This is a genomic window from Paraburkholderia sp. XV, assembly GCF_020177535.1.
GTDB lineage: Bacteria > Pseudomonadota > Gammaproteobacteria > Burkholderiales > Burkholderiaceae > Paraburkholderia > Paraburkholderia caribensis.
The window spans coordinates 17730-42590 of record NZ_JAGUUD010000032.1; the positions used below are offsets into that span (position 1 = coordinate 17730).

Sequence of the window (24861 nt, forward strand, 5' to 3'; positions counted from 1 at the left end):
CGCGCTGGTGGCTCCTGCGCATTTCAGCCGCGAAATGCCGCGAATACGTCAAGGTTGCCACTGAGTCAGCAGGCGATGCAACGCCTCGCGGTCCTCTTCTGTGTGCAACCGTTCGCGCGCTTCGCGATCCGACAACAGTTGTGCGATCTCCGACAGGATTTCAAGGTGCTGCTGCGTCGCCTGTTCGGGGACGAGCAGGAAGATGAGCAGCGAAACGGGCTGGCCGTCCGGCGATTCGAACGGGATCGGATCGGCGAGCCGCACGAACGCGGCAAGCGGCTGCTTGAGGCCCTTGATGCGGCCGTGCGGGATCGCCACGCCTTCGCCGAGCCCCGTTGAACCGAGGCGTTCGCGCGCGAACAGATTGTCAGTCACTGTGCTGCGGGCGATGCCGTTCTGGTTTTCGAAGATCAGGCCCGCTTGCTCGAATACGCGTTTCTTGCTTGTAACCGCGAGACCGACGACGACGTTTTCGAGGGGAAGATATTTGGCTAAACGATTCATGTTGACAGGCGCAAAGGTCGCCTGGATTCTCCTCGCTGTGGCGTTTGAAAAGCGTTCCATGCCTCGCAGCTGCTCATGGCGAATCCAGCGACGCGCGATGAGCCCTGCTCTTGAGACCCGCAATGATCCCTTTGTGCAGGGCTCGGGCTGGACAAAGACCCCGAAGGTAACCGATTTATTATAGAACAGGGTTGCTACCGATGGTGCGCCGCGCCATGACTCAAATTGGTGTGCCCCGCGGATCGTCCGGGACTGCCAACCACGCGCATGCAACACCGCGTGCCGCGAGCAACATGCGCCCAAACAAAAACCGCCCGATATCGGGCGGTTCGCGGGGCTAAGCAAAAGCCTCTACTGGCTTATTGCGGTGGCACTTCGGGTTGTGCCGCCAGTGGCTGATACTTGATTGCCTCGTGCTGATGGCCCTGCAGGCGATCCTTGTGACGAATGACTTGCCGGTCCAGCTTGTCGATCATCAGGTCGATCGCGGCGTAGAGGTCGCCATCACAGCTTTCGACGAAGATATCCTTGCCCTTCAGATGCAGGTTGATTTCAACCTTTTGCCTCTTTTCCTTTTCCTTGTGGTTGTCGACCGAGAGGACCACACTGCCATCGATCACCTGATCGAAATGTCTTAGCACCCTGTCAAGTTTGGTGATCACGTATTCTCGCAACGCTGGCGTTACATCGAGATGGTGTCCACTGATCTTCAGATTCATAGTGCTTCTCCAAGCTAGTGGCCGCCTGGTCCGCATGAATCGCGCGAGCGCCGGTCGATTCCCTCGATCTGCCACGCCGTCCCCCGTTTGACAGGCTGCTGGCAGGTCGCATCGGCCAGCCTGCTCCGCCAAACAGCGGCGCGGCCGGAAAATACCCGCCACAGGAGGTAGCGGGCTAAAGAGACTTGCGCAGATTGACTGCCGGGATTTTCAGTGCTTCGCGGTATTTCGCAACGGTACGGCGAGCGACGACGAAACCCTGTTCCGCCAGCAGTTCGGCAATGCGGCTGTCTGAAAGAGGAGATTTGGTGTCTTCCGCTCCTATCAGTTGCTTGATGAGTGCGCGAATGGCCGTTGAAGAGGCCGCGCCCCCCGTGTCGGTGGACACGTGCGATCCGAAGAAGTACTTAAATTCAAGCGTCCCGAATGGGGTGAGCATGTACTTGCCGGTTGTCACACGCGAGACCGTCGACTCGTGTAAACCCAGCGTATCAGCTATTTCCCGCAAAACCAAGGGGCGCATGGCAATTTCGCCGTGGGCGAAAAAGTTCTTTTGACGCTCCACAATTGCCTGTGCGACACGCAGGATCGTCTCGAAGCGCTGCTGGATATTCTTGATCAGCCAACGCGCTTCCTGCAGTTGCTGCCGCAGCGAACCGCTGCCCGGATCGCCTCGATTGTTGCGCAGGATATTCGCGTACAGATGGTTGATACGCAGTTTCGGCACGACTTCCGGATTCAGTTCGGCCTGCCATCCCTGTGCCGTTTTGCGCACCATGATGTCGGGCACGACGTAGTCCGCTTCGGCCTTGCCGTAGGCCGCACCGGGGAACGGCTCCAGCGAGCGGATCAGCGCATGCGCTTCGCGCAGATCGTCGTCGCTTGCCTTCAGGTATTTGCGCAGTCGCGTGAAGTCGCGTGCGGCGAGCAGTTCCAGGTGATGCGCGACGATGTCGAGCGCGAGCGTGCGCGTGGGCGACGGCTCGAGCCGGCCCAACTGCAAACGCAGGCATTCCGACGCCGAACGCGCGCCGACCCCCGCTGGGTCGAAGCTGTGCAGCAAGGCGAGGGCCGCGTTGAGTTCGTCGGTATCGACTTCGAGTTCTTCCGGCAAATCGGCGAGGATTTCGTCGAAGGTGGCCGTCAGATAGCCGTCGTCGTCGAGCGACTCGATCAGGAACGTGATGAGCGCGCGGTCCCGCGCGCTTGCTCCCGTTACGCGAAGTTGAGCAGTCAGGTGATCGCGCAGCGTCGTGGTCGATTCGTGGATTTGCAGCGGCGGCAGATCGTCGTCGTCCGATGCGTTGCCCGAACGGCCGTAGTCGTCGAGATTCCACTGGTTGGCGTCCGAGTTCGCATCCGAACCCATGCCGTTGTATTCGTCCACACCCTGTGGCTCGCCGCCTTCCTGGCTTTCGCCGGAGGACGTCGACGACGACGAGGACGGCGGCGCGCCCGACATCTCTTCCGGCGACGTGTTCTGCGAGGTCTGCGCGATGACAGTGCCGTCGGCGGCGACGCGCAACGGACTCGCGATCCAGTCGTCCTCCGTTTCGAGCAACGGATTCTGGGCGATCGCCATCGACACTTCCTGTTGCAGTTCGAGCGTAGACAGCTGCAGCAGCCGGATGGACTGTTGCAGTTGTGGTGTCAGCGCAAGATGCTGCGACAGGCGAAGTTGGAGGCTGGCTTTCATGGCAATGTGTGATTCATTGTAGAGAGTTTGCCACGACCGCGATACCTTGCGACACCCGCAAAAACGCGCGTGTCCCAGATTTTGGCGCGGACGGCCGATAACGCGCGCAAACCGCGCGCAACTACGTAAGCGACAACGCGCCAGCGTAGCCCGTCAAAATTACTGAACCCGTGTTATGAAACGGCCTGGGATCAGGCCGTGAGGGCGCTGCAAGCGGCGTGCACGAGCCGCTTGCGGGCGTTACATGCGGAAGTGTTCGCCCAGATAGACGCGGCGCACGCTCTCGTTTTCAATGATGTCGCCGGGCGCGCCGGCTGCGAGCACGCTACCGTCGCTGATGATATATGCGTGATCGCAGATACCGAGTGTCTCGCGGACGTTGTGATCGGTGATGAGCACGCCGATGTTGCGCTGCTTCAGGAACTTCACGATCTTCTGAATTTCCAGCACCGCAATGGGGTCGACGCCCGCGAACGGTTCGTCGAGCAGGATGAAGCTCGGATTGGTCGCAAGGGCGCGCGCGATCTCGACGCGGCGGCGCTCGCCGCCCGACAGCGACAGCGCCGGGTTCTCCCGCAAGTGCGCAATCTGCAGTTCGTCGAGCAGCGCTTCCGTGCGCGACGCGATCGCGTCCTTCGACAGACGCTTGCCGTCCTCGCCGACCTGCAGCTCCAGCACCGCGCGGATGTTTTCCTCGACGGAGAGCTTGCGGAACACGGACGCTTCCTGCGGCAGATACGACAGGCCGAGCGACGCGCGCTTGTGAATGGGCAGAAGGCTGATCGACTTGCCGTCGAGATCGATCTCGCCGGCGTCGAGCGGCACCAGGCCGACGATCATGTAGAACGACGTGGTCTTGCCGGCGCCGTTCGGGCCGAGCAGGCCGACCACTTCGCCGCTCTTCACGTCGAGCGAGACGTCCTTGACGACCGTGCGCGAACCATAGCGCTTCTTCAGATTGCGGACGACGAGCGAACTGCTGGTGCCCGCCGGCTTTCGGTTGGGAAGGGCGGGGGCGCTCACGGCTTCGTCGATCCTTGTCCCTGGAACTGGTTGGTCGGTTGTAGTGTGGTGGACGGCCCGGTGATCGGCTGGGCGCCGCCGTTGCGCGGCGACAGCATGGCGCGCACACGGCCGTTCGGATTGCCCGGACCTGCGACGTCCTTGCCGGCCTTCGCCGTGTAGAAGTCGTTCTGGCCGTCGTACGTGATGACGCTGCCGTGCACTTCGTCCATGATCGTGTTCAGACCTTGCAGGCGGCGCACGGTTGCGCGCGTCGTCAGCGTGGTGAGGTCCTGCTTGCCGTCGTAGTCGATGCGTTCGGCATCACCGTCGATGTATTCATCGACGCCGTCGCGCTTCTGGCGAAAGTACGCGAGGTTCTTGCCCGTCGACGTGCCCGTTGCATATTGATAGCCCTGCGGGTCCTGCGTCACTTCGACGCGGTCCGCCTTGATCACGATCGTGCCTTTGGTCGCGACCACGTGGCCGGTGAAGATGTTGACCTGTTTGAGGTCGTCATACGTCATGTTGTCCGCTTCGATATTGAGCGGTTTGTCCTTGTCGGCACGTTCGGCGTGCGCGAGCGGCGCAATACCGGCAAGCGGCAAGGCGATCAACAGTGCCGCAAGCCCGGCGCGGCTCGTGCGAAACGCGCGCATGCGGCCGGACTCAAAACGGGGGAACGATTCGTTCATGCAGTCACGCTGGAATTGGATTTACCCGGGTTGCTTCTGGGAACTGCCGGAGTCGACGGGGGCGATGGCGCCACGCACGTTGCCGAATAGCTGGATGACCCGGGTGACATTGTTGTAGTTCATACCGCTGGCCGTCATGATCGACTGGCCGCGCTGAAGTTTAACCGGCTTTTCCGTCTCGATCACATCGTCGTTCACGAGCACGCGGAAATGCGAGGAATCGGCCTGCATTCTCGGGTCGCCAAAACCCGCGTCGCGCACGATACGCGCGTTGTCGTACAGATCGACGATCGACGCGTCGCCGTTCACCGTGCCCCGGTCGCCCGTCGCCGTGACGACGGGTTTGCCCGGCTGGAACGCACGAATGGCGGGCATGGTGAGGTCGCTCACTTCGTTATCTTCGTAGTGGACGAGCTTCGACGCGGTGAGGCGGTATTGCGTTGCGCCCGACTGGTCGAGTTCGGATATCGAAAAGTTATCCGCGAAATAGTCCGGCGTGTGCTGTTTCGGCCTGACCACGCCTTCGTCCTGGCGCGGCAGCGTAGCCTGCAGCAGCCAGTACGTGACGCCGGCGAGCGCCGCCATCGCGACGAGCGGGATCAGCGAGGTCCAGCGAAACTGGTTCATCCGACAAGGCCTCGCTGCACCTCGCCGCTGCATGCGGCGGCGAGCAGCGCGTCATAGCGGCCTTGCGCGCGCAGCAGCGCGTCGCACACTTCGCGCACCGCGCCGTGGCCGCCGCGCGCTTCGCTGACCCAGTGCGCACGGGCGATCACTTCGGGATGCGAGTTTGCCGGTGCGGCCGCGAAGCCGACTTTCAGCATCACGGCGAGATCGACCCAGTCGTCGCCCATGTAGCCGCATTCTTCCGGCGTGCGGCCCGTTTCCTTCAGCAACGCTTCAAATGCCGCGAGCTTGTGCTCGACGCCCTGATACACATGCGTGATGCGCAGATTTTCCGCGCGCTTTTCGACGATGCCCGACTTGCGCCCCGTGATGATCGCCGTGTCGATGCCTGCCTCGCGCAGCAGCTTGGCGCCGTGACCGTCCATCGAGTTGAAGGCCTTCATCGTGTCGCCTTCGGCCGTAAACAGCAGGCTGCCGTCGGTGAGCACGCCATCGACGTCGAAAATCATCAACTTCACGCGGCTTGCGCGTTCGGCTGCGGTCAGGGCGGTGGCCATCAGATCACCTTCTTCGAAAACAGATCGTGCATGTTGAGTGCGCCGATCAGCTTGCCTGCTTCATCGACGACGAGCATCTGATTGATCCGGTGGCGCTCCATCAGTTCCACGGCTTCGACCGCGAGCCGGTCGGGACCGATCGTGCGCGGGCCGTGCGTCATCACGGAGCTGATTGACAGCGCGCGGAAATCGCCGTCGCGCTCGAGCACGCGGCGCAGATCGCCGTCGGTGAAAATGCCTTTGACGCGCTCGTTTTCGTCGACGATGGCCGTCATGCCCATGCGCTTGGCCGTCAGCTGGAACAGCGCGTCGCGTACGGTCGCGTCCGACAGCACCTTCGGCACCTGGTCGCCCGTGCGCATCACGTCGCGCACGTAGGTGAGCAGACGCCGGCCCAGCGCGCCGCCGGGATGTGAGCGCGCGAAATCGTCGGCGCCGAAGCCGCGCGCTTCGAGCACGGCAACGGCGAGCGCATCGCCGAGCGCGAGCGCAGCCGTGGTGCTGGCCGTCGGCGCGAGATTCATCGGGCACGCTTCCTTTTCGACGCCGCAGTACAGATGCACGTCGGCGATCGTGGCGAGGCTCGAACCGGGGCGGCCCGTCATCGCGATCATCTTCGCGCCGAGGCGCTTGACGAGCGGCAGGATCGCAACCAGTTCCTCCGATTCGCCGGAATTCGACATGCCGATGAAGACGTCGTCGGCCGTCACCATGCCGAGATCGCCGTGGCTGGCTTCCGCGGGATGCACGAAGAACGCGGGCGTGCCCGTGCTCGCGAGCGTCGCTGCGAGCTTGCGCGCGATATGACCGGATTTGCCGATGCCGGACACGACCACACGCCCGCGGCAGCCGAGAATGAAGTCGATTGCTTCGAGGAACGCATCGTCGAGATGATCGCGAAGCGAGCGCACGGCTTCTGCTTCGATGTCCAGCACGTCGCGAGCGAGCGCAAGTGCCCGGTCGCCATTGATTTTCGCTATCATCCGGGGAGTATAGCAAAGGCGCTTGTTCGCCGCGCCGGGAACGACCTTTCCGGACATTGCCTTCACGGGCCCCTGAACCTTGCTGCGCGGGCGTTTGCGCGTGGCTCCGCCGACGAACCAGGATGCTCTCTTCCATGCGCTTTTGCCGATGATTTCCCCGCTCGAAATGACGCTGTTCCTGCTGCTGGCTTCAGTGGTGGGCGTCGTCGTGTTCCGCTATCTGAACCTGCCGCCGATGCTGGGCTATCTGTCCGTCGGGATCGTGGTGGGGCCGCACGCGTTCGGCATCGTGCCGGATTCGGTCGGCGCGCAGAACCTCGCCGAATTCGGCGTCGTGTTCCTGATGTTCTCGATCGGGCTGGAGTTCTCGCTCGCCAAGTTGCGCTCGATGCGCCGGCTCGTCTTCGGCCTCGGCCTGTTGCAGGTGCTCGGCACGATTGCCGTCGCGGTCTCGCTCGGCTTTGTATTCGAGCGCTGGGTGCATATCTCGTGGCAGGCGAGCGTCGCGCTGGGCGGCGCGCTCGCGATGTCGTCGACGGCCATCGTCAGCAAGATGCTCGCGGAGCGGCTCGAAATCGAAACCGAGCATGGCCGTAATATCTTCGGCGTGCTGCTGTTCCAGGATCTGGCCGTGGTGCCGTTGCTCATCATCATCGCGGCGCTCGGCGGCAACTCGGAAGACCTGATGGCGGCGCTCGGCATCGCGTCGATCAAGATCGTGATCGCGCTGGCGCTGCTGCTGATCGTCGGCCAGAAGTTCATGACGCGCTGGTTCAACGTGGTCGCGCGGCGGCGCTCGCAGGAACTGTTCATTCTGAACCTGCTGCTCGTCACGCTCGGCGCCGCGTTCATCACGGATAAATTCGGCCTGTCGCTCGCGCTCGGCGCGTTCATCGCGGGCATGCTGATCGCCGAGACGCCTTACCGGCATCAGGTGGAAGAGGACATCAAGCCGTTTCGCGACGTGCTGCTCGGTCTGTTCTTCGTGACGACGGGCATGCTGCTCAATCCGATGGTGATCTGGCAGCATCCCTTGATCGTGCTGGCGTTCCTGATTGGCCCGGTGCTGCTGAAAGCGGTGATGATCACGGGGCTCGCGCGCCTGTTCGGCGCGACGCCGGGCGTGGCGATGCGCACGGGCATCGGGCTCGCGCAGGCGGGCGAGTTCGGTTTCGTGCTGCTCAATCTGATTCTCGACAAACATCTCGTCGACGCGACGCTGTTGCAGGCCATTCTCGCCGCGATGCTGCTGTCGATGCTCGCCGCGCCGTTCATGATCCAGAACGCCGACCGTCTCGTGTTGCGCGTGTCGTCGACGGAATGGATGATGCAATCGCTGCAGATGACGCGCATCGCGACGCAAAGTCTCAAGCAGAGCGGCCACGTGATCATCTGCGGTTACGGCCGCGCCGGGCAGAACCTTGCGCGCATGCTGGAGCACGAAGGCCTTTCGTACGTCGCGCTCGACCTCGATCCCGACCGCGTCGCGGCGGCGGCTGCGGCGGGCGAGTCGGTCGTGTTCGGCGACGCCGGGCGGCGCGAGTCGCTGCTTGCTGCGGGTATCCATCGCGCGGCGACCGTCGCGATCACCTATGCGAACACGCCGTCCGCGCTGCGCGTGCTGCACAACATCCACGAGCTCGAACCGACGCTGCCCGTGATCGTGCGCACCGTCGATGACTCCGACCTCGAAAAGCTGCTCGCCGCAGGGGCGACGGAAGTGATTCCGGAGATCGTCGAAGGCAGCCTGATGCTCGCGTCGCACACGCTGGTCGTGATGGGCGTGCCGATGCGGCGCGTCGTGCGGCGTGTCGAGGAGCTGCGCGACGAGCGTTATAGTCTGTTGCGCGGCTACTTCCACGGCGCGGACGACGTCGATGACGACGACGGTCACGAGCAGGTGCGGCTACAATCGGTGCCCGTCGACGAAAAGGCGGATGCCGTCGGACGCACGCTCGAAGAGCTCGGGCTGTTCGATCTGGGCGTCGAAGTCACGGCGATTCGCCGGCACGGTATACGCGGCGTCGAGCCCGATCCGTCGACCAAGCTGCGCGCAAGCGATATCGTCGTGCTGCGCGGCCTGCCCGAGGCGCTGGCCGAAGCGGAAGAGCGTTTGTCGAAGCATCGGCGCGCGGGCGCGGCAGCGGCCTGACGCTTGCTGTCATTTCACCGTAGATCACGCCGCGCGAGGTTCGCCACGCTAGACGAACGCGCGCTGCATTCATGCAATTCACTGGAAATATCAGGGTCTTGACGGACCCGTCTGGAGTCATCATGTCCAACGCGCCTGCGAATCAGCCTTTCGATCCGGCCGATTACATCAACAGCCAGATCCGCACGGTGCCCGACTGGCCGCAGCCCGGCGTGCAGTTCCGCGACATCACGCCGCTTCTGCAAAACCCCAAAACGCTGCGCGTGCTGATCGATCTGTTCGTGCAGCGCTATATCGACCAGAGGCTCGACTATGTCGCGGGGCTCGATGCGCGCGGCTTCATCATCGGGCCGATTCTCGCGTACGAGCTGAACCTCGGTTTCATCCCGATCCGCAAGGTCGGCAAGCTGCCGTACAAGACCGTGTCCGAATCGTACGAACTCGAATACGGCACGGCGACTGTCGAGATTCATGAGGACGCCTGCAAGCCGGGCGACCGCGTCGTGATCGTCGACGATCTGATCGCAACGGGTGGCACGATGATGGCGGGCAAGAAGCTGCTCGAGCGTCTCGGGGCGACGGTGATCGAAGGCGCGGCGATCGTCGATCTGCCCGATCTCGGTGGCTCGAAGCTGCTGCGTGAAGCCGGCCTGCCGCTTTTCACCGTCACGACGTTCGGCGGCCATTGATTCCTTTGCACGTCTCTGTGTACGTCCCTTCGAACGGAGCTTAAGCGGATGCCAAACTTCCTGCTCTTCCTCGCGACGTCGATCGCGATCACGTTCGCGCCCGGTCCCGACAATCTGCAGGTTCTCGCGCGCGGCATTTCGCAGGGACGCGCAGCGGGCTTCGTCGCGGCACTCGGTTTCGCGGCGGGTATTTCGTTTCACACGACGCTCGCCGCGCTCGGCATCGCGGCCGTGCTGCGTTCGTCGCCCGTTGCGTTCGAGGTCCTCAAGCTCGCGGGCGCCGCCTATCTGATCTGGATCGGCATCAAGGCGTTGCGCAGCAAAGGTCTTGCAACGGCGCACGAGCGTCCGCCGCAACCGCTCGCGTCGATCTTCCGTCAGAGCGTGATCGGCAACATGCTGAATCCGAAAGTAACGTTGTTCTTCGTCGTGTTCCTGCCGCAATTCGTCGATCCGCATGGCGCGCAGGGCGTCACGTTGCAGATGCTCGAACTGGGCGCGCTGTTCATGTTGCAAACGGTCGTCGTGTTCTCGCTGTTCGGCGTGTGCGCCGGCATGATCGGCGGATGGCTCAAGCGCCGGCCGCGCGTAGGCGTGTGGCTCGACCGGCTCGCGGGCGCGACCTTCATCGCGATCGGCATTCGCGTCGCGCTGCGCGATTGATTCATCGCGCTCAATTCATCACGCTGTCTGGAGTTTTCATGTCTTTGCCTTGCATCGCCGCCGCGCGCCGTTTCGATCCTGCCTTGCATGTTCCGTTTGTGATCGACGGCGAGCGAGTCGGCTGGGTTCGCGTGAGCGACGTGCCGCTGCTCCAGCGCTGGCCCGATGTGTTTGACATCGACACGCAGCGCGTGGCGCTTTCCCCGCAGTTCGGCACCGTCGATCTGCGCAGCGCGGCGCTCGGCTCGGTGATCGGCGCGCTTGCCGCCGAGGGCCGCATTCCTGGCTGGCGAGATGAAACGTATGCGATCCGCAATGCCTTCGATGCGCCGCCCCTCGCTTATATCGAGCGTGCGGCGTCGCGCTTTTTCGGCACGATGACGTACGCGGTGCACCTGAACGGCGTCGTAGAATATGCGGATCGCGCGCCGCAGCTATGGATCGCGCGCCGCAGCGACACGAAGGCAACCGATCCCGGCATGCTCGACAACGTCGTCGCGGGCGGCATCGGCTGGGGCTTCAGCCTCGCCGAGACTATCGTCAAGGAGTGCTGGGAAGAAGCGGGCATTCCGGAAGAGATCGCCGCGCGCGCTGTTGCCGGACGCACCGCGCATGTGCTGCAATCGCTGCCCGAAGGCACGCAGGCCGAGCAGATCTTCATCTACGACCTCGCGTTGCCTGAAGACTTTGCGCCGCGCAATCAGGACGGCGAAGTCGGCGAGCATCGGCTGGCGCGCATCGAAGATGTCGCGCAGGCGATCGAAGAAGGCGCGATGACAGTCGATGCAAGTCTCGCGACACTCGATTGTCTGTTGCGCCGCCGCTGGATCGACGAAGATGCATGCGAAGGCATCGAAGCGCTATTCGCACCGCCCGTTCTCGCCTGACGACGCGACTTGACGTACACCACGAAACACGCACTGAAGAAGGGAGTCACCGAGGTCATGTCGACCGAACACAGCTTTATTCTCAAACTGTCGTGCGCCGATCGGCCCGGCATCGTTCACGCCGTGTCGGGTTTTCTGTTCGAGCGCGGCAGCAACATCCTCGACTCCGCGCAATTCGGCGACAGCCACACGGGTGAGTTTTTCATGCGCGTCCACTTCCAGCAGGTGGGCGGCGATCCTGGCCTCGACGCGCTGCGCGCTGCGTTCACGACGCTCGCCGAGCAGTTCGGCATGCGCTGGGAACTGCACGACGCGAACGAGAAGCCGCGCGTCGTGCTCATGGTGTCGAAGATCGGCCACTGTCTGAACGATTTGCTGTTCCGCTATCGCACGGGGCAACTGAACATCGAGATTCCCGCCATCATCTCCAATCACAAGGAGTTCTATCAGCTCGCCGCCAGCTACGACATTCCGTTCCATCATTTCCCGCTGACGTCGAAGGACGCAAAGGCGCAGCAGGAAGCGCGGGTGCTCGAAGTGATCGACGAGTGCAAGGCGGATCTGGTCGTGCTCGCGCGCTATATGCAGATTCTGTCGCCGGAACTGTGCGAACGGCTGGCGGGACGCGCGATCAACATTCACCACTCGTTCCTGCCGAGCTTCAAGGGCGCGAAGCCGTATTACCAGGCGTTCGATCGCGGCGTGAAGCTGATCGGCGCGACTGCGCATTACGTGACGACGGATCTCGACGAAGGCCCGATCATCGAACAGGAAGTGGAGCGCGTCGATCACAGCATGACGCCGGATCAACTGACGGCGATTGGCCGCGACGTCGAGTGCGTGACGCTTGCGCGCGCGGTGAAGTGGCACGTCGAGCATCGTATTGTGCTGAACGGCAGCAAGACGGTCGTGTTCCGCTGATACGGCTTGCCTTGATTGAAACCGGCGCGTGTCATGATCGGCAGCGCCGGTTTTTTATTTGGCGAAGCGGATGATGCGTCAGCGCGAAGCCGCGCTTTCCGTCTGCGTCTGAACGACCCGCGTTTTTGTCTTGCGTGCGCTCGATGCCTGGCGGCGCGCGTTCATCTTCTTCAGCCAGATCAGCAGACCCGTGGCGCTCAGCACGGCGACCATCACGCCGACACAACTGATCAGGATTCGCCCGCCCGTGCCGAGAATACGCCCCGAATGCAACGGGAATTGCGCCTGCATGAAGAGGTCGCCCGCCGTTCCCTTGCCGGGAATTTGCGCGCCTAGCGGCTGGCCGTTTTGCGCGTTCCAGTATGTCCACGCGTTGCCGAGACCGCCGTCGCCGTGGTCGTCGCCGGCGCCGAAATAGCCGATGCCGTACACGTGGAACATCGGTGCGTAGTAGATCGCGCCCGGCGGCGCTTCGATGTGCTTGTCCGCGCGTGCCTGCACCGCCTTCTTCAGGATCGCTTCGCGTGCGATCGGAGCTTCGTTCGGCTTTGCGTTGGGCAGCAACGACGGATCGGTGAACGGCGTGGGCGTGAGCGTCGAGAAGAACTTGACGACCGGCTGCACGACAGGCGCCGAGAGGTTCATCGATACCGACGTCACCGCCATCATCAGCAGCAAACTCCAGATCCAGACGCCGCCCGAGCGGTGCAAGTCGAACGTGAGCGCGTAGCCGCCGCGCCGCACACGAAACGCAAACGACTTCTTCCACGCCTTCACGCTCGGGAACGACAGCACGAGGGCAATCACGCTATCGAAAATCCACACGATCCCGACCATCCCCATCAGCCACGTGCCGATGTCGATGCCGCCCGTGAACGGCAGGAACAGCGTGTAGTGCAGCTTGTAGATGAACGGCATCAGATTGAGCCGCGCGATGGACAGCGCCCCCCATTCACGGCGGCTCTGGATTGCGCCTGTCGCGGGATCGACGGCGATCTGGTTGAAGTCGAGCGTGTACGGCTGGTTCGTTTTCGGGTCAACGCGCGGCAGCACCATCATCTGCAACGCATGGCCCGGTTCGACGGAGAGCGGCAGATAGGTCACCTCGAGGCGCGGATCGCCCGCTTCGACGCGGCGCGCGAGTTCCAGCGACGGCAGCGGCGGTGCGTCGCTGCGCGCATAGAAGAAGGTCGGATTGAGCATCGCGTCGAGTTCGTGATCCCACGCGATCAGCGCGCCCGTCAGTCCCGCGACGAACAGAAACAGCGCCGTTCCGATGCCGAACCATCGATGCAGACGCACGAGCACGGGTCTCATGCGCAGCTCCCGTCGAAGATGACGGCCGTGGACGGCGGAAAAATGACGGACATGACGGCGCGATGCCTTGCGAATAAGAATGATTCGCATCTTATGGGGCGAACGAGGATGCCGCAAGAGCTTCGTAAGGACGGGAGATGTTTATTTCTGTGCGTGCGACGTTCGGCGCGGTGCCGTCAATGAGATCGTACGGTGGTGCGACAAAATGACGCAGACGCCTTTTCAACGCACTTTGTTTGCGTCGCGGATATGAAAAAGGCGACCTCAGGCCGCCCTTTGTGCTCGTGCGCTCGCCCTTCGTAGCGTTAAACCAGCCGCAGATAGATCAGTTCGCGCTTGATGTACGCATAGAAGATCGGCGCGGCGATCACGCCCGGAATGCCGAACGCGGCTTCCATCACGAGCATGGCGATCAGCAGTTCCCACGCGCGCGCCTCGATCTGTCCGCCGATGATGCGGGCGTTGAGGAAATACTCGAGCTTGTGGATCAGGATCAGGAAGATCAGCGCCGTGACAGCAGCCGGAAAGCTCACGGAAAGCGCCACGGCCACGATCAGCGTGTTCGAGATCAGATTGCCGATCACAGGCAGCAGGCCGACGATGAACGTGATGATCACGAGCGTCTTCGCCATCGGCAGCGGCGCGTGAAAGAGCGGCAACAGCAGCAACAGGAAAATGCCCGTGAACACGGTGTTGATCGCCGAGATCTTCACCTGAGCGAACACGATGCGGCGGAACGCGTCGGCAAAACGGCTGACGCGCGTGATGAAGGCTGTGGACAGCGGCAGCCGCTGCATATGCCGGGTCGCGCCGACCGCGATGATCGCGCCGATGATCATGCCGATCAGCACATGCGTGAAGATGCGCGCCGCGTTCTTGCCGCCTTGCGACAGCGTGCTCGCGTGCGTCTGCATCAGCACGGCGGCCTTTTCCTTCATCTGCTCGGTGGAGACGGGCAGGTTCTGCGCGACGAATTGCGGCAGACGGCCGCGCGCCTGATCGATCAGCGACATGGCCTGGTCGAGCAGCTTCTGCACGCTGGGCACGTCCTTCTCGAAGTGTTCGATGATGGCGACGGTGAAGCCTGTGAGGGCACCGACTATCACCGCCGACAGAATCACCACCGCGAGCCAGCGCGCGCGCCCGCTCGACATGTGCTTTTCGATGCGGGGCGCGAGCGTGTGGACGAGCTGGTACACGAGCATGCCGGCGAGCAGCGCGCCGAGCAGCCTGAGTTCGAGCACCGCCCACATCGCGACGAGCGCGACGATGTAGCTGCCGATTTCGACCGCCGACAGTTTCGGCAGGCTCATGTCGCTGGTCAGCCTGACCGGGCGAGGGCGCAGATCCTGCACCTGCCCGTCATCACGGGCCGGATTACGCTTGGCCATGGCTTTCTATAGTCTCCAACCTCAGGTTTTGACGCTCGGCTTGCCGGCTTTCGCCCGTGCCTTGCCCGTTGCTCTTGCTGTTCCTGCCGCTGGTTTCGCTGTCGATTTCGATGCCGGTTTCGGCGCATCTGCGGCAACGGCCTTTTTTGACCTTGCCGGTTTTACGGCCGGTTTCGCCGATTCTGCAGCGCCTTCGATGACAGTTGCCTCCGCTTCCTCATCAGATTCTTCGCTGTCCACCTGCTTCGCATTGTCCGCGCCTGCTGCCGCTTCGCCTGCCGCCTTGTCGCGCTGCAACAGCGGCGCGAGGTAGCGTCCGGTAAAACTTGCCTTCGACTTCGCAATCTGCTCCGGCGTGCCCTGCGCGATGATCTGACCGCCGCCGGCGCCGCCTTCGGGCCCGAGATCGATGACCCAGTCGGCAGTTTTTATCACATCGAGATTATGCTCGATGATGACCACGGTATTTCCTTGATCGCGCAACCGATGGATCACTTCCAGCAACAGCGCGATATCGTGGAAGTGCAAACCCGTGGTCGGCTCGTCGAGGATATACAGTGTGCGACCCGTATCGCGCTTGCTCAGTTCCAGCGACAGCTTCACGCGCTGCGCCTCGCCGCCCGACAGCGTGGTCGCCGACTGGCCAAGCCGGATATAGCCCAGACCGACATCGAGCAGCGTTTTCAGCTTGCGCGCGACGACGGGCACCGCCTTGAAAAAGTCGTATGCGTGCTCGACCGTCATCTCCAGCACTTCGCTGATGTTCTGGCCTTTGTAGAGAATGTCGAGCGTTTCGCGGTTGTAGCGCTTGCCGTGACAGACGTCGCACGGCACGTATACGTCGGGCAGGAAGTGCATTTCGACCTTCAGCACGCCGTCGCCCTGGCACGATTCACAGCGCCCGCCCTTCACGTTGAACGAGAAGCGGCCGGGATCGTAGCCGCGTTCCTTGGCGGCGGGGACGCCCGCGAACAGCTCGCGGATCGGCGTGAAGAGGCCCGTGTACGTGGCGGGATTCGAGCGCGGCGTGCGGCCAATGGGCGACTGGTCGACGTTGATGACCTTGTCGAAATGTTCGAGCCCTTCGATCGCCTCGAACGGCGAAGGCTCGGCCGACGAACCGTACAGATGCTGCGCGACGGCGTGATACAGCGTGTCGTTGATCAGCGTCGACTTGCCCGAGCCCGACACGCCCGTCACGCAGGTCAACAGACCGACGGGCAGATCGAGCGTTACGTGCTTCAGATTGTTGCCGTACGCCTCGATGATGCGCAGACGGCGTTCGTCGGGCTGTTTGCGGTCGTCGGGGAATTCGATGCGCCGCGCGCCCGCGAGATACTGGCCCGTCATCGACGCCGGGTCAGCCTGCACTTCGTCAGGCGTGCCTTCGGCGATCACCATGCCGCCGTGCTCGCCCGCGCCCGGCCCCATATCGACGACATAATCGGCCATGCGAATCATGTCTTCGTCGTGCTCGACGACGATCACCGAGTTGCCGAGATCGCGCAAATGCTTGAGCGTCGAGATGAGGCGGTCGTTGTCGCGCTGATGCAGGCCGATGGACGGCTCGTCGAGCACGTACATCACGCCCGTCAACCCCGAGCCGATCTGCGACGCGAGACGGATGCGCTGCGCCTCGCCGCCCGACAGCGTTTCGGCGCTGCGTTCGAGCGACAGGTAATCGAGCCCGACGTTATTCAGGAACATCAGACGCGCGACGATTTCCTTGATGACCTTGTCGGCGATTTCGCGTTTCGCGCCTTCGAGCCGCAGCGTCTGGAAATAGCCGAGCGTGTCGCGCAGCGGCCAGCCGCTGACTTCGAAGATGCCGCGCGCGTCACTGTCCGCGCCGATTCGCACGAAACGCGCTTCGCGGCGCAAACGCGTGCCTTCGCACGACGGACACGCCTGGTTGTTCTGATACTTCGCCAGCTCCTCGCGCACCGCGACCGAATCGGTCTCGCGATAACGCCGTTCCAGATTCGGAATGATCCCTTCGAACACATGCTCGCGCACGGATGTGCGGCCGCGCTCGTTGATGTACGAGAACGGCACCGTCTGCTTGCCCGAGCCATACAGCAGGATCTGGCGGACCTTTTCGGGCAGGTCTTCGAACGCGGTGTCGATATCGAATTCGAAGAACGCCGCGAGGCTTTGCAGCATCTGGAAGTAGAACTGGTTGCGCCGGTCCCAACCCTTGACCGCGCCCGCCGCGAGCGACAGCGACGGATGCGCGACCACCCGCTTCGGGTCGAAGAACGTGATCTGGCCCAGGCCGTCGCACTCCGGGCACGCGCCCATCGGATTGTTGAACGAAAAAAGGCGCGGCTCCAGTTCCTGCAGCGAATACGAGCAGATCGGACACGCGAACTTCGAGCTGAACAGATGCTCTTTGTCGGTGTCCATTTCGAGCGCGATCGCGCGGCCATCGGCAAGACGCAGCGCGGTTTCGAACGATTCGGCCAGACGCTGCTTCGCGTCGGCGCGCACCTTCAGACGGTCAACCACCACGTCGATGGTGTGCTTGTCGTTCTTTTTCAACTGCGGCAGCGAGTCGACTTCGTAGATTTTCGCGACGCCTTCGTTCGCCGTGCCGCCGCCCGAGCGCACGCGAAACCGGATGAAGCCTTGCGCCTGCATGTCTTCGAACAGCTCCGTGTGCTCGCCTTTGCGGTTCGCGACGACGGGCGCGAGGATCATCAGCCGTGTGTCTTCGGGCAGCGCAAGCGCGGCGTCCACCATCTGCGAGACGCTTTGCGCCTCCAGCGGAATTTCGTGGTCCGGGCAGTAGGGCGTGCCGACACGTGCGTAAAGGAGTCGCAGGTAGTCGTGGATTTCGGTGACCGTGCCGACTGTCGAGCGCGGGTTGTGCGAGGTGGCTTTCTGCTCGATCGAAATGGCGGGCGACAGACCCTCGATCAGATCGACGTCCGGCTTTTCCATCAGTTGCAGAAATTGCCGGGCGTACGCGGACAGGCTCTCCACATAGCGGCGCTGGCCCTCGGCGTAGAGCGTGTCGAAGGCGAGCGACGATTTGCCCGAGCCGGACAAGCCGGTAATCACGACCAGCTTGTGACGCGGCAGGTCGAGATTGACGTTCTTCAGGTTGTGGGTCCGAGCCCCACGGATACGGATTTGTTCCATGAACCGGCGGGAAGAGGAGAAGGCTAAACCTGCTACTATAACGACTTTTCCAGACCGCCGTTACGGCTTCCTGACAGTGCGCAAACGGCGCGCTGACAAAGACGAAAGCGTCGTTTTTTCGCGGTTCAGCGTTGTGGCGAATGGCTCGTATGTGAGGGCGATTTCTGCCTTCTGCAAGGCACCAGGCAGCCGTTGTAAGCTCGGTCAGCGTCGGAGGCTGCGCGTGCGTCGTGCATGCGGGCTACCGCGCATTCGCTGCCCGTTCATTCAATAATCGTTCCCGATGTCCAATCCGTCCGCCACCTCCACACGCATGAGCGCGCCCGAGTTGCGCGCGACCGTGTCGCTTGCCGCGATCTTCGCGCTGCGCATGCTGGGTCTCTTCATGATCATGCCCGTCTTCTCGATCTACGCGAAGACGATCCCGGGCGGCGACAACGTGCTGCTGGTCGGCATTGCGCTGGGTGCGTACGGCGTGACGCAGTCGCTGCTCTATATCTTCTACGGCTGGGTGTCCGACATGATCGGCCGCAAGCCGGTCATCGCGATGGGCTTGCTGATCTTCGCGCTGGGCAGCTTCGTCGCCGCGTTCGCGCACGACATGACGTGGATCATCGTCGGCCGGGTGATCCAGGGGATGGGCGCGGTGTCGTCGGCGGTGATCGCGTTCATCGCGGACCTGACGGCCGAAGAGCATCGCACCAAGGCGATGGCGATGGTGGGCGGCTCGATCGGCGTGTCGTTTGCGGTGGCGATCGTCGGCGCGCCGATCGTGTTTCACTGGCTCGGCATGAGCGGCCTGTTCGCGCTGGTCGGCATTTTCTCGATTCTGGCGATCGGCGTCGTGCTGTGGATCGTTCCCGACGCGCCGAAGCCCGTGCATGTGCCCGCGCCGTTCCGCGAAGTCCTGCACAACGCGGAACTGCTGCGTCTGAACTTCGGCGTGCTGGTGCTGCACGCGACGCAGACGGCGCTGTTTCTCGTGGTGCCGCGCATTCTGGAGGCGGGCGGCCTGCCCGTCTCGTCGCACTGGAAGATTTACCTGCCCGTGATGGGCCTCGCGTTCGTGATGATGGTCCCGGCGATCATCGCCGCGGAAAAGCGCGGCAAGATGAAGCCTGTGCTGCTGGGTGCGATTGGTCTTATCCTGATCGGCCAGTTACTTCTCGGCATCGCACCGCATACCATTCTGACTGTGGCCGCGATTCTGTTCGTCTACTTTCTCGGTTTCAACATTCTCGAGGCTTCGCAGCCTTCGCTGGTGTCGAAGCTGGCGCCGGGCACCCGCAAGGGCGCGGCGGCGGGCGTCTACAACACCACGCAGTCGATCGGCCTTGCAATGGGCGGCGTGATCGGCGGCTGGCTTTTGAAAGTCGATGGACAGAGCGCCGTGTTTTTTGCATGCTCAGGGCTTGTCGCTTGCTGGCTTATAATCGCGGCCAGCATGAAACAGCCGCCACGCAAGGCGTAACGCTTTTACGGCACGAATTTACAAGGCGGCGGTCAATCGGGGCGCAGCGGCGCGCTTTCCGTTCACTGACACAGGCGGCTGGGGCGCGAGGCGCCATCGGCGCCGCGTCGCCGGCAACGGAATCAACAGGAGAAACTCATGGCATCCGTGAACAAGGTCATTCTCGTCGGCAATCTGGGTGCCGATCCGGAAGTCCGTTATCTTCCGAGCGGCGACGCAGTGGCGAACATTCGCCTTGCCACGACTGATCGCTACAAGGACAAGCAATCCGGTGAATTCAAGGAAATGACGGAATGGCACCGCATTTCGTTCTTCGGGCGCCTGGCTGAGATCGTGTCGGAGTATCTGAAGAAGGGCTCGGCGGTGTACATCGAAGGCCGCATCCGCACGCGCAAGTATCAGGCGCAGGACGGCACCGACCGTTACTCGACGGAAATCGTCGCTGAACAGATGCAGATGCTCGGCGGCCGTGGTGGCGCGGGCGGTGGTGGCGGCGACGACGGCGGTTATAGCCGTGGCGAATCAATGGAGCGCGGCGGTGGCGGCGGTGGCCGCATGTCGGGCGGCGGCGGTGGTGCAGGCCGTGTGTCGGGCGGCGGTGGCGGCGGTCAGAGCCGTCCGAGCGCGCCGGCTGGTGGCGGGTTCGACGAAATGGACGACGATATTCCGTTCTGAAGCCGTCCACGACCACAAGCGTCGACGAACGAACACAAAAACACCCCGCCATCGAGCGGGGTGTTTTTTTACATGCCGACGTTTCGGCCGGATCGCAAACGCAAATCCGGTGTAAAGCGGCGGGCGAGAAGCCTCAAGCCACCCCGCCATTCGCCCGCAGAATCTGGCCGTTCACCCACGCGCCATCCGCCCCTGCAAGAAACGCGACCACGGAAGCAATATCGTCCGGTTGTCCCAGACGTTGCAGCGGCGGCATCTTCGCGAACGTCTGAATCTGCTCCTCCGTCTTGGCGTCGAGAAACAGCGAAGTCGCTACCGGCCCCGGCGCCACGGCATTGACGGTAATGTTCCGCCCGCGTAACTCCTTCGCGAACACATGCGTGAACGATTCGACGGCTGCCTTGGTTGCGTTGTAGATCGCGTAGCCCGGCATGTTCAGCGCGAGCGTCGTGCTCGAAAAGTTGACGATACGTCCGCCGCTATTCATCCGCGTTGCCGCTTCGCGCAGCGTGTTGAAGGTGCCGCGCACGTTGATATCGAAGGTTTGCGCGAACAGCGCGTCGCTGGTTTCTGCGAGCGGCAGCGTCTTCAGGATGCCCGCGTTGTTGACGAGTACGTCGACTTTGCCGAGTTGCTGTTCCGTCGCTTCGAACATGCGGCGCACGTCGTCGGCATTCGAGACATCCGCTTTCACCGCAATCGCCGCCGCGCCCTGCGCCTTCAGCTCCGCGACGAGCGCATCCGCTTCCTTCGAGCTTGCCGCGTAGTTCACGACGAGCGCAAAGCCGTCGCTGGCGAGCCGCCGCGCGATGGCCGCGCCGATACCCCGCGACGCGCCCGTGACGATCGCAACCTGTGCATTCTTGACGTTGTTCATGATCCGATTCCTTGAAGTGGTGAGTGCGTGAGAAGGATGATCGGATATCTCGACAAAGAGATAATCAGCCGAAAGTTGTTATCATCATTCCATTCACTTTAACAATGGCGCGGAAGCCAAGCCGCCGCATACCGTCATGGACCGTTTTCAGGAAATGCAGGTGTTCGTCCGTATCGCCGAGCGGCAGAGCTTCACGCGTGCGGCGGACGATCTGCAGATTCCGCGCGCGACCGTCACGAACCTGATGAAGCGGATGGAGCAGCGGCTCGGCGCGCGGCTGCTCGAACGCACGACGCGCACCGTGCGCCTCACCCACGACGGCGAAGCGTATTACCGCCGCTGCGTACGTCTGCTCGCGGACATGGAAGAAGCGGAGGGTTCGTTTCGCGACGCCGCGCCCAAGGGTTTGTTACGCGTGAATTTGCAAGGCACGCTCGCGCGGCATTTCATCGTGCCCGCGTTGCCGACGTTTCTCGCGCGCTATCCGGGTATCGAGCTGCATATCGGCGAAGACGACCGGCTGGTCGATCTGGTGCGCGAGGGTGTCGATTGCGTGCTGCGCGCGGGGAATCTGCAGGATTCGTCGATGGTCGGGCGGCGCGTCGCGCGGCTCGAACAGGTGACGGTCGCGAGCCCGGCGTATCTGGAACGCCACGGCATGCCCGACGATCTCGCCGCGCTCACCACGCATCGCGCCGTCAATTACATGTCGAGTGCGACGGGCAACGCGCTGCCGCTCGAATTCACCGTCGATGAACGCATCGTCGAGGTGAATATCGAGGCGATCGTTTCCGTGACGGGCACTGATCTGTACACAGGCGCGTCCGTCGCTGGGCTGGGTCTCGTGCAGGTGCCGCGTTATCGCGTGGAAAGCGAACTCGCCGCGGGCAGCCTGGTTGTCGTGCTGCCGCAATTTCCGCCGCCGCCGATGCCCGTCACCGTGCTCTACCCGCAAAGCCGTCAGTTGTCGTCACGCGTGCGGGTGTTCGCGCAATGGCTGCGCGAGATCTTCGACGCGGCGGGCGGGCTGAAGGTCGGCTGAAGGTCGGCTAACAAGCGCCTAATGGCCGACCAAGGGGGGCGCGGAGGCGCGGTCGAGATGCGCGAGCGCATCGCGCATCGGCAGGCTGGAGGAAACGATCGGGCCCGTCAGCGGCGTGTCGAGATCGACGATCACATACACGGCCGATGCAATCGACACCGCGCCCAGCACGATCATCACGACGGCCAGCGCGTTGTGGGGCGCGACGATGCCGAAGCATAGAAAGATGATCATCAGCCAGAAGGTGAGCGTGGTGAGAAAGGGCTTCGAGATCGAGCTGTGCGCTTCTTCGATCAACTTCCAGCGGGCCTGGATGACGCGCTCGAAACGCGCGATGCATTCGGCCTGCGTGTGTTGCTGGTAGCTGTCGAGCGGCTGCAGCTGGCGCACGGCGACAAACGATTCATTCAGCATTTCGCCGAGCCCGATGCCTTCGAGCCTGTCGTGGTTCAGATCCGACTTGAATCGTGGATAGTCGCCCGACGGCGGGTCCTCCCCGGGCCATGTCGCGGCGATCGCGGCAGCGGTGTACGCGCGCAGCAGCGTACGCGAGTATTGCGCCTCGGGACCGTACTGACGCAGCGCCGCGTCGAGCTGGATCAGTTCTGCGGCATAAGAGCGGAAGTCGTTGCCGACGGTATCGAAGCTGCTTTTCGCGGATGCCGTGAGCAAGCCCAACACCAGCGCCGCGAACGTCACGAGCATCGTCATCACGAGCTGGATCAGCTGAAGCGTCTCGTGCCTGCGATGCTCTTCAGGCAGATAAGCCTTGCCGAAAAAGCCGACGCCCGTTCCCGCCAGAAGCAGGGCGAACACCACGAGCGCTGACAAGGTCTCTTGCATGAGTCTGGTCCACATAGCCGTCGCCTAGCTAATGTCCAACAACTTTGCGGCGCGGGCAAGTTCCTATCGGAACTGTTAAATCCAGCGCGGAAAACCCAAATAGCGAGAAGAAATATTTAGCAAGGCGACACATGTCTATGCGCCAGATCAATTAGCGAGCGTTTCAGTCGAAAGCGACCTGACAGGCCATAAAGTTTTTCGCGAATCAGCCGTAACTGAAAATGTGGTGCGTTTGCTTAATTTTTAATCGGGTTGCGGACCTTGCCTATGGGCCTGGGCGCAGCAAGCCTGCCGTGGAACTCGACGAGTCCCGCCAGGCGGCCATAGGAGACATGCTTCATGTTGAAAGGTCTTTCGATTCGCGCATACCTTACGTTGATGGTCGTGCTGTTCGGCGTGGTATTGCTGATCGGCGCGGCGGCGGGTCTGTTATCGCTGCGTGAGAGCAATGCGTCGCTACAACAGATGTACACCGTCGATACGCCCGCCGTCGCGGATCTCGAAGGCAGCGCCGGCCAGCTGTTGCGCCTGCGTCTCGCGCTGGCAACCTACTCCTCGCTGATCGAGCTGAACGATCAGGAAGGCGCCGACGCGGTGCTGAAGCGTTTCGATACGTATCAGAAGGTGTCGAACGAACGTCTTGCGCATTACATCAGCAAGGCCAGCAACGACGCCGACGAACAGCGTCTCATCAAGGACATGCAGGACAAGCGCGATGCGTTCCTGCACGAAGGCGCCGAGCCCGCGCTCGCGGCGCTCAAGTCCGGCGACAAGGCGGCCTTCCAGCAACTTCAGGCGCACAAGCTGTCGCCGCTCTACAGCGCTTATGAAAAGGCGATGCTGACGCTCGAAAAGCTGCAGCTCGATCACGCCGAGCAACGTTACCAGGAAGCACAGCAACTCTTCTACACGATCAGCGTCGCGGTCGCGATCGGCATGGCGGCTACGCTGATCTTCGCGTGGCTCGGACGCATGATGATGGTTCGCGCCATCGTCCATCCCGTCGATGCCACCATCGAACAGTTCCAGCGCATCGCGAACGGCGATCTGACGGGCCGTATCGACAACGTTAGCGACAACGAAATGGGACGTCTCGCGGCGGCGCTGCGCAAGATGCAGGAGTCGCTGATCGCGACGGTGAACACCGTGCGTCACGGCACCGATTCGATCGATACCGGTGTGAGCGAAATCGCCGCAGGCAATACGAACCTGTCGCAGCGCACGGAAGAGCAGGCGGCGTCGCTGGAAGAAACGGCGGCGAGCATCGAAGAGCTCACGTCGACCGTCAAGCAGACGGCCGACAACGCGAAGCAGGCAAGCTCGCTCGCGCAGGGCGCATCGACACTCGCAGCGCAGGGCGGCGATCTCACGCAGCAGGTGGTGGGCACGATGCAGAAGATCGTCGACGACTCGCGGCGCATTGCGGATATCGTCGGCGTGATCGAAGGCATCGCGTTTCAGACCAATATTCTCGCCTTGAACGCGGCCGTCGAGGCAGCGCGCGCAGGCGAGCAGGGCCGTGGCTTTGCGGTGGTGGCGAGCGAGGTGCGCTCGCTTGCGCAGCGTAGCGCGGCAGCGGCGAAGGAGATCAAAGGTCTGATCGGCGAATCGAACGAGCGCGTGACGGCGGGCGCGGACCTCGTGCAGCGTTCGGGCTCGACGATGACGGACATCGTCGATGCAATCGCGCGTGTCAGCGCGATCATGAGCGAGATCGCGGAGGCCGCGACCGAGCAAAGCACGGGCATCGATCAGGTGAATCTCGCCGTCGCGCAGATGGACGAAGTGACGCAGCAGAACGCGGCGCTCGTCGAGCAGGCGGCGGCAGCGGCGAGTTCGCTCGAAGAGCAGGCGCGCCGGCTGACGACAGCGGTGGCCGTGTTCCGCACGGACAGCGGGCAGGCATCGGCGTCGCGAGGTGCAGCGCGCCATGTCGTGACACACAGGCAGGACGTGGCGATGCAGATGGAGGCGGCGGAAGCGGTTTGATCGCGGTGGCCAGGCAT

General features: G+C 62.8%; 22 protein-coding genes. 9 read left to right on the forward strand and 13 right to left on the reverse strand.

Annotated features, from left to right (window positions below; translation table 11 throughout):
• Nucleotides 1-48: 48 nt before the first annotated feature.
• The 8 genes from KFO72_RS17390 to kdsD form a co-directional block, all read right to left on the reverse strand.
• Nucleotides 49-564, reverse strand: a complete 516-nt coding sequence (locus KFO72_RS17390) for a PTS sugar transporter subunit IIA (protein ID WP_028365018.1) — start codon at nt 562-564, stop codon at nt 49-51.
• 299 nt (nt 565-863) lie between these two features.
• Entirely contained in the window at nt 864-1223 is a 360-nt protein-coding gene (hpf, locus tag KFO72_RS17395; protein ID WP_012399744.1) for a ribosome hibernation-promoting factor, HPF/YfiA family, read from the reverse strand.
• 175 nt (nt 1224-1398) lie between these two features.
• Nucleotides 1399-2919, reverse strand: coding sequence for an RNA polymerase factor sigma-54 (locus KFO72_RS17400; protein ID WP_054929657.1), 1521 nt, complete (start codon nt 2917-2919; stop codon nt 1399-1401).
• Nucleotides 2920-3159: 240 nt separating this feature from the next.
• Nucleotides 3160-3942, reverse strand: coding sequence for an LPS export ABC transporter ATP-binding protein (gene lptB, locus KFO72_RS17405; RefSeq protein WP_035986723.1), 783 nt, complete (start codon nt 3940-3942; stop codon nt 3160-3162).
• A complete protein-coding gene (gene lptA / locus KFO72_RS17410; RefSeq protein ID WP_054929658.1) occupies nt 3939-4616 on the reverse strand; it encodes a lipopolysaccharide transport periplasmic protein LptA in 678 nt (225 codons plus the stop codon). Before lptA ends, lptB begins: the two co-directional genes overlap by 4 nt.
• A gap of 21 nt (nt 4617-4637) precedes the next feature.
• Complete coding sequence (gene lptC, locus KFO72_RS17415) at nt 4638-5243, reverse strand: LPS export ABC transporter periplasmic protein LptC (RefSeq protein WP_054929659.1); 606 nt, start codon at nt 5241-5243, stop codon at nt 4638-4640.
• Nucleotides 5240-5800, reverse strand: coding sequence for a KdsC family phosphatase (locus KFO72_RS17420; protein WP_054929660.1), 561 nt, complete (start codon nt 5798-5800; stop codon nt 5240-5242). The genes lptC and KFO72_RS17420 overlap by 4 nt, the downstream gene beginning before the upstream one ends.
• Nucleotides 5800-6783 carry an arabinose 5-phosphate isomerase KdsD gene (gene kdsD, locus KFO72_RS17425; RefSeq protein ID WP_054929661.1) on the reverse strand — a complete coding sequence of 328 codons (984 nt, stop codon included), beginning with the start codon at nt 6781-6783 and terminating at the stop codon, nt 5800-5802. The genes KFO72_RS17420 and kdsD overlap by 1 nt, the downstream gene beginning before the upstream one ends.
• A 148-nt stretch (nt 6784-6931) precedes the next feature.
• Between kdsD and KFO72_RS17430 the strand changes: the two genes are divergently transcribed.
• The 5 genes from KFO72_RS17430 to purU all read left to right on the forward strand — a co-directional run bounded on the left by KFO72_RS17430 (nt 6932) and on the right by purU (nt 12095).
• Nucleotides 6932-8935 carry a monovalent cation:proton antiporter family protein gene (locus tag KFO72_RS17430; RefSeq protein ID WP_054929716.1) on the forward strand — a complete coding sequence of 668 codons (2004 nt, stop codon included), beginning with the start codon at nt 6932-6934 and terminating at the stop codon, nt 8933-8935.
• Nucleotides 8936-9057: 122 nt separating this feature from the next.
• Nucleotides 9058-9624, forward strand: a complete 567-nt coding sequence (locus KFO72_RS17435) for an adenine phosphoribosyltransferase (RefSeq protein WP_054929662.1) — start codon at nt 9058-9060, stop codon at nt 9622-9624.
• Between the two features lie 48 nt (nt 9625-9672).
• Nucleotides 9673-10287 carry a LysE family translocator gene (locus KFO72_RS17440; protein ID WP_054929663.1) on the forward strand — a complete coding sequence of 205 codons (615 nt, stop codon included), beginning with the start codon at nt 9673-9675 and terminating at the stop codon, nt 10285-10287.
• Nucleotides 10288-10325: 38 nt separating this feature from the next.
• Nucleotides 10326-11174, forward strand: a complete 849-nt coding sequence (locus KFO72_RS17445; RefSeq protein ID WP_225032665.1) for an NUDIX hydrolase — start codon at nt 10326-10328, stop codon at nt 11172-11174.
• A 57-nt stretch (nt 11175-11231) separates the two neighbouring features.
• Entirely contained in the window at nt 11232-12095 is an 864-nt protein-coding gene (gene purU, locus KFO72_RS17450) for a formyltetrahydrofolate deformylase (protein WP_035987621.1), read from the forward strand.
• 78 nt (nt 12096-12173) lie between these two features.
• Here the strand turns inward: purU and KFO72_RS17455 are convergent, their stop codons facing one another.
• The 3 genes from KFO72_RS17455 to uvrA form a co-directional block, all read right to left on the reverse strand.
• Nucleotides 12174-13412, reverse strand: coding sequence for a PepSY-associated TM helix domain-containing protein (locus tag KFO72_RS17455; RefSeq protein WP_225032666.1), 1239 nt, complete (start codon nt 13410-13412; stop codon nt 12174-12176).
• A gap of 305 nt (nt 13413-13717) precedes the next feature.
• Nucleotides 13718-14803 (reverse strand): AI-2E family transporter, encoded by a 1086-nt coding sequence (locus KFO72_RS17460; RefSeq protein ID WP_054929666.1) that lies wholly within the window; start codon nt 14801-14803, stop codon nt 13718-13720.
• Between the two features lie 21 nt (nt 14804-14824).
• A complete protein-coding gene (gene uvrA / locus KFO72_RS17465; RefSeq protein ID WP_054929667.1) occupies nt 14825-17947 on the reverse strand; it encodes an excinuclease ABC subunit UvrA in 3123 nt (1040 codons plus the stop codon).
• Nucleotides 17948-18230: 283 nt separating this feature from the next.
• Between uvrA and KFO72_RS17470 the strand changes: the two genes are divergently transcribed.
• Together KFO72_RS17470 and KFO72_RS17475 are read left to right on the forward strand one after the other, a co-directional pair.
• Nucleotides 18231-19418, forward strand: coding sequence for an MFS transporter (locus KFO72_RS17470; RefSeq protein WP_098021490.1), 1188 nt, complete (start codon nt 18231-18233; stop codon nt 19416-19418).
• 138 nt (nt 19419-19556) lie between these two features.
• Nucleotides 19557-20093 (forward strand): single-stranded DNA-binding protein, encoded by a 537-nt coding sequence (locus KFO72_RS17475; RefSeq protein WP_054929668.1) that lies wholly within the window; start codon nt 19557-19559, stop codon nt 20091-20093.
• A gap of 133 nt (nt 20094-20226) precedes the next feature.
• Here KFO72_RS17475 and KFO72_RS17480 read toward each other — a convergent pair whose 3' ends face one another.
• Nucleotides 20227-20970: an SDR family oxidoreductase gene (locus KFO72_RS17480; protein ID WP_225032667.1), complete on the reverse strand. Its 744-nt coding sequence runs from the start codon at nt 20968-20970 to the stop codon at nt 20227-20229.
• A 136-nt stretch (nt 20971-21106) separates the two neighbouring features.
• On the opposite strand from KFO72_RS17480, the gene KFO72_RS17485 reads away from it, so the two are divergent.
• Entirely contained in the window at nt 21107-22012 is a 906-nt protein-coding gene (locus KFO72_RS17485; RefSeq protein ID WP_225032668.1) for a LysR family transcriptional regulator, read from the forward strand.
• Nucleotides 22013-22030: 18 nt separating this feature from the next.
• Here the strand turns inward: KFO72_RS17485 and KFO72_RS17490 are convergent, their stop codons facing one another.
• Entirely contained in the window at nt 22031-22855 is an 825-nt protein-coding gene (locus KFO72_RS17490; protein ID WP_054929671.1) for a hypothetical protein, read from the reverse strand.
• A gap of 339 nt (nt 22856-23194) precedes the next feature.
• Here KFO72_RS17490 and KFO72_RS17495 point away from each other — a divergent pair, with 339 nt between their 5' ends.
• Complete coding sequence (locus KFO72_RS17495; protein WP_054929672.1) at nt 23195-24844, forward strand: methyl-accepting chemotaxis protein; 1650 nt, start codon at nt 23195-23197, stop codon at nt 24842-24844.
• The last annotated feature ends 17 nt before the right edge of the window (nt 24845-24861 follow it).

Bases quoted from the DNA above. Each gene is read 5' to 3' on its own strand.
- KFO72_RS17390 (WP_028365018.1), bottom strand. From the start codon at position 564: ATGGAACGCTTTTCAAACGCCACAGCGAGGAGAATCCAGGCGACCTTT.
- hpf (WP_012399744.1), bottom strand. From the start codon at position 1,223: ATGAATCTGAAGATCAGTGGACACCATCTCGATGTAACGCCAGCGTTG.
- KFO72_RS17400 (WP_054929657.1), bottom strand. From the start codon at position 2,919: ATGAAAGCCAGCCTCCAACTTCGCCTGTCGCAGCATCTTGCGCTGACA.
- lptA (WP_054929658.1), bottom strand. From the start codon at position 4,616: ATGAACGAATCGTTCCCCCGTTTTGAGTCCGGCCGCATGCGCGCGTTT.
- lptC (WP_054929659.1), bottom strand. From the start codon at position 5,243: ATGAACCAGTTTCGCTGGACCTCGCTGATCCCGCTCGTCGCGATGGCG.
- KFO72_RS17420 (WP_054929660.1), bottom strand. From the start codon at position 5,800: ATGGCCACCGCCCTGACCGCAGCCGAACGCGCAAGCCGCGTGAAGTTG.
- kdsD (WP_054929661.1), bottom strand. From the start codon at position 6,783: ATGATAGCGAAAATCAATGGCGACCGGGCACTTGCGCTCGCTCGCGAC.
- KFO72_RS17430 (WP_054929716.1), top strand. From the start codon at position 6,932: ATGATTTCCCCGCTCGAAATGACGCTGTTCCTGCTGCTGGCTTCAGTG.
- KFO72_RS17435 (WP_054929662.1), top strand. From the start codon at position 9,058: ATGTCCAACGCGCCTGCGAATCAGCCTTTCGATCCGGCCGATTACATC.
- KFO72_RS17440 (WP_054929663.1), top strand. From the start codon at position 9,673: ATGCCAAACTTCCTGCTCTTCCTCGCGACGTCGATCGCGATCACGTTC.
- KFO72_RS17445 (WP_225032665.1), top strand. From the start codon at position 10,326: ATGTCTTTGCCTTGCATCGCCGCCGCGCGCCGTTTCGATCCTGCCTTG.
- purU (WP_035987621.1), top strand. From the start codon at position 11,232: ATGTCGACCGAACACAGCTTTATTCTCAAACTGTCGTGCGCCGATCGG.
- KFO72_RS17455 (WP_225032666.1), bottom strand. From the start codon at position 13,412: ATGAGACCCGTGCTCGTGCGTCTGCATCGATGGTTCGGCATCGGAACG.
- KFO72_RS17460 (WP_054929666.1), bottom strand. From the start codon at position 14,803: ATGGCCAAGCGTAATCCGGCCCGTGATGACGGGCAGGTGCAGGATCTG.
- uvrA (WP_054929667.1), bottom strand. From the start codon at position 17,947: ATGGAACAAATCCGTATCCGTGGGGCTCGGACCCACAACCTGAAGAAC.
- KFO72_RS17470 (WP_098021490.1), top strand. From the start codon at position 18,231: ATGTCCAATCCGTCCGCCACCTCCACACGCATGAGCGCGCCCGAGTTG.
- KFO72_RS17475 (WP_054929668.1), top strand. From the start codon at position 19,557: ATGGCATCCGTGAACAAGGTCATTCTCGTCGGCAATCTGGGTGCCGAT.
- KFO72_RS17480 (WP_225032667.1), bottom strand. From the start codon at position 20,970: ATGAACAACGTCAAGAATGCACAGGTTGCGATCGTCACGGGCGCGTCG.
- KFO72_RS17485 (WP_225032668.1), top strand. From the start codon at position 21,107: ATGGACCGTTTTCAGGAAATGCAGGTGTTCGTCCGTATCGCCGAGCGG.
- KFO72_RS17490 (WP_054929671.1), bottom strand. From the start codon at position 22,855: ATGCAAGAGACCTTGTCAGCGCTCGTGGTGTTCGCCCTGCTTCTGGCG.
- KFO72_RS17495 (WP_054929672.1), top strand. From the start codon at position 23,195: ATGTTGAAAGGTCTTTCGATTCGCGCATACCTTACGTTGATGGTCGTG.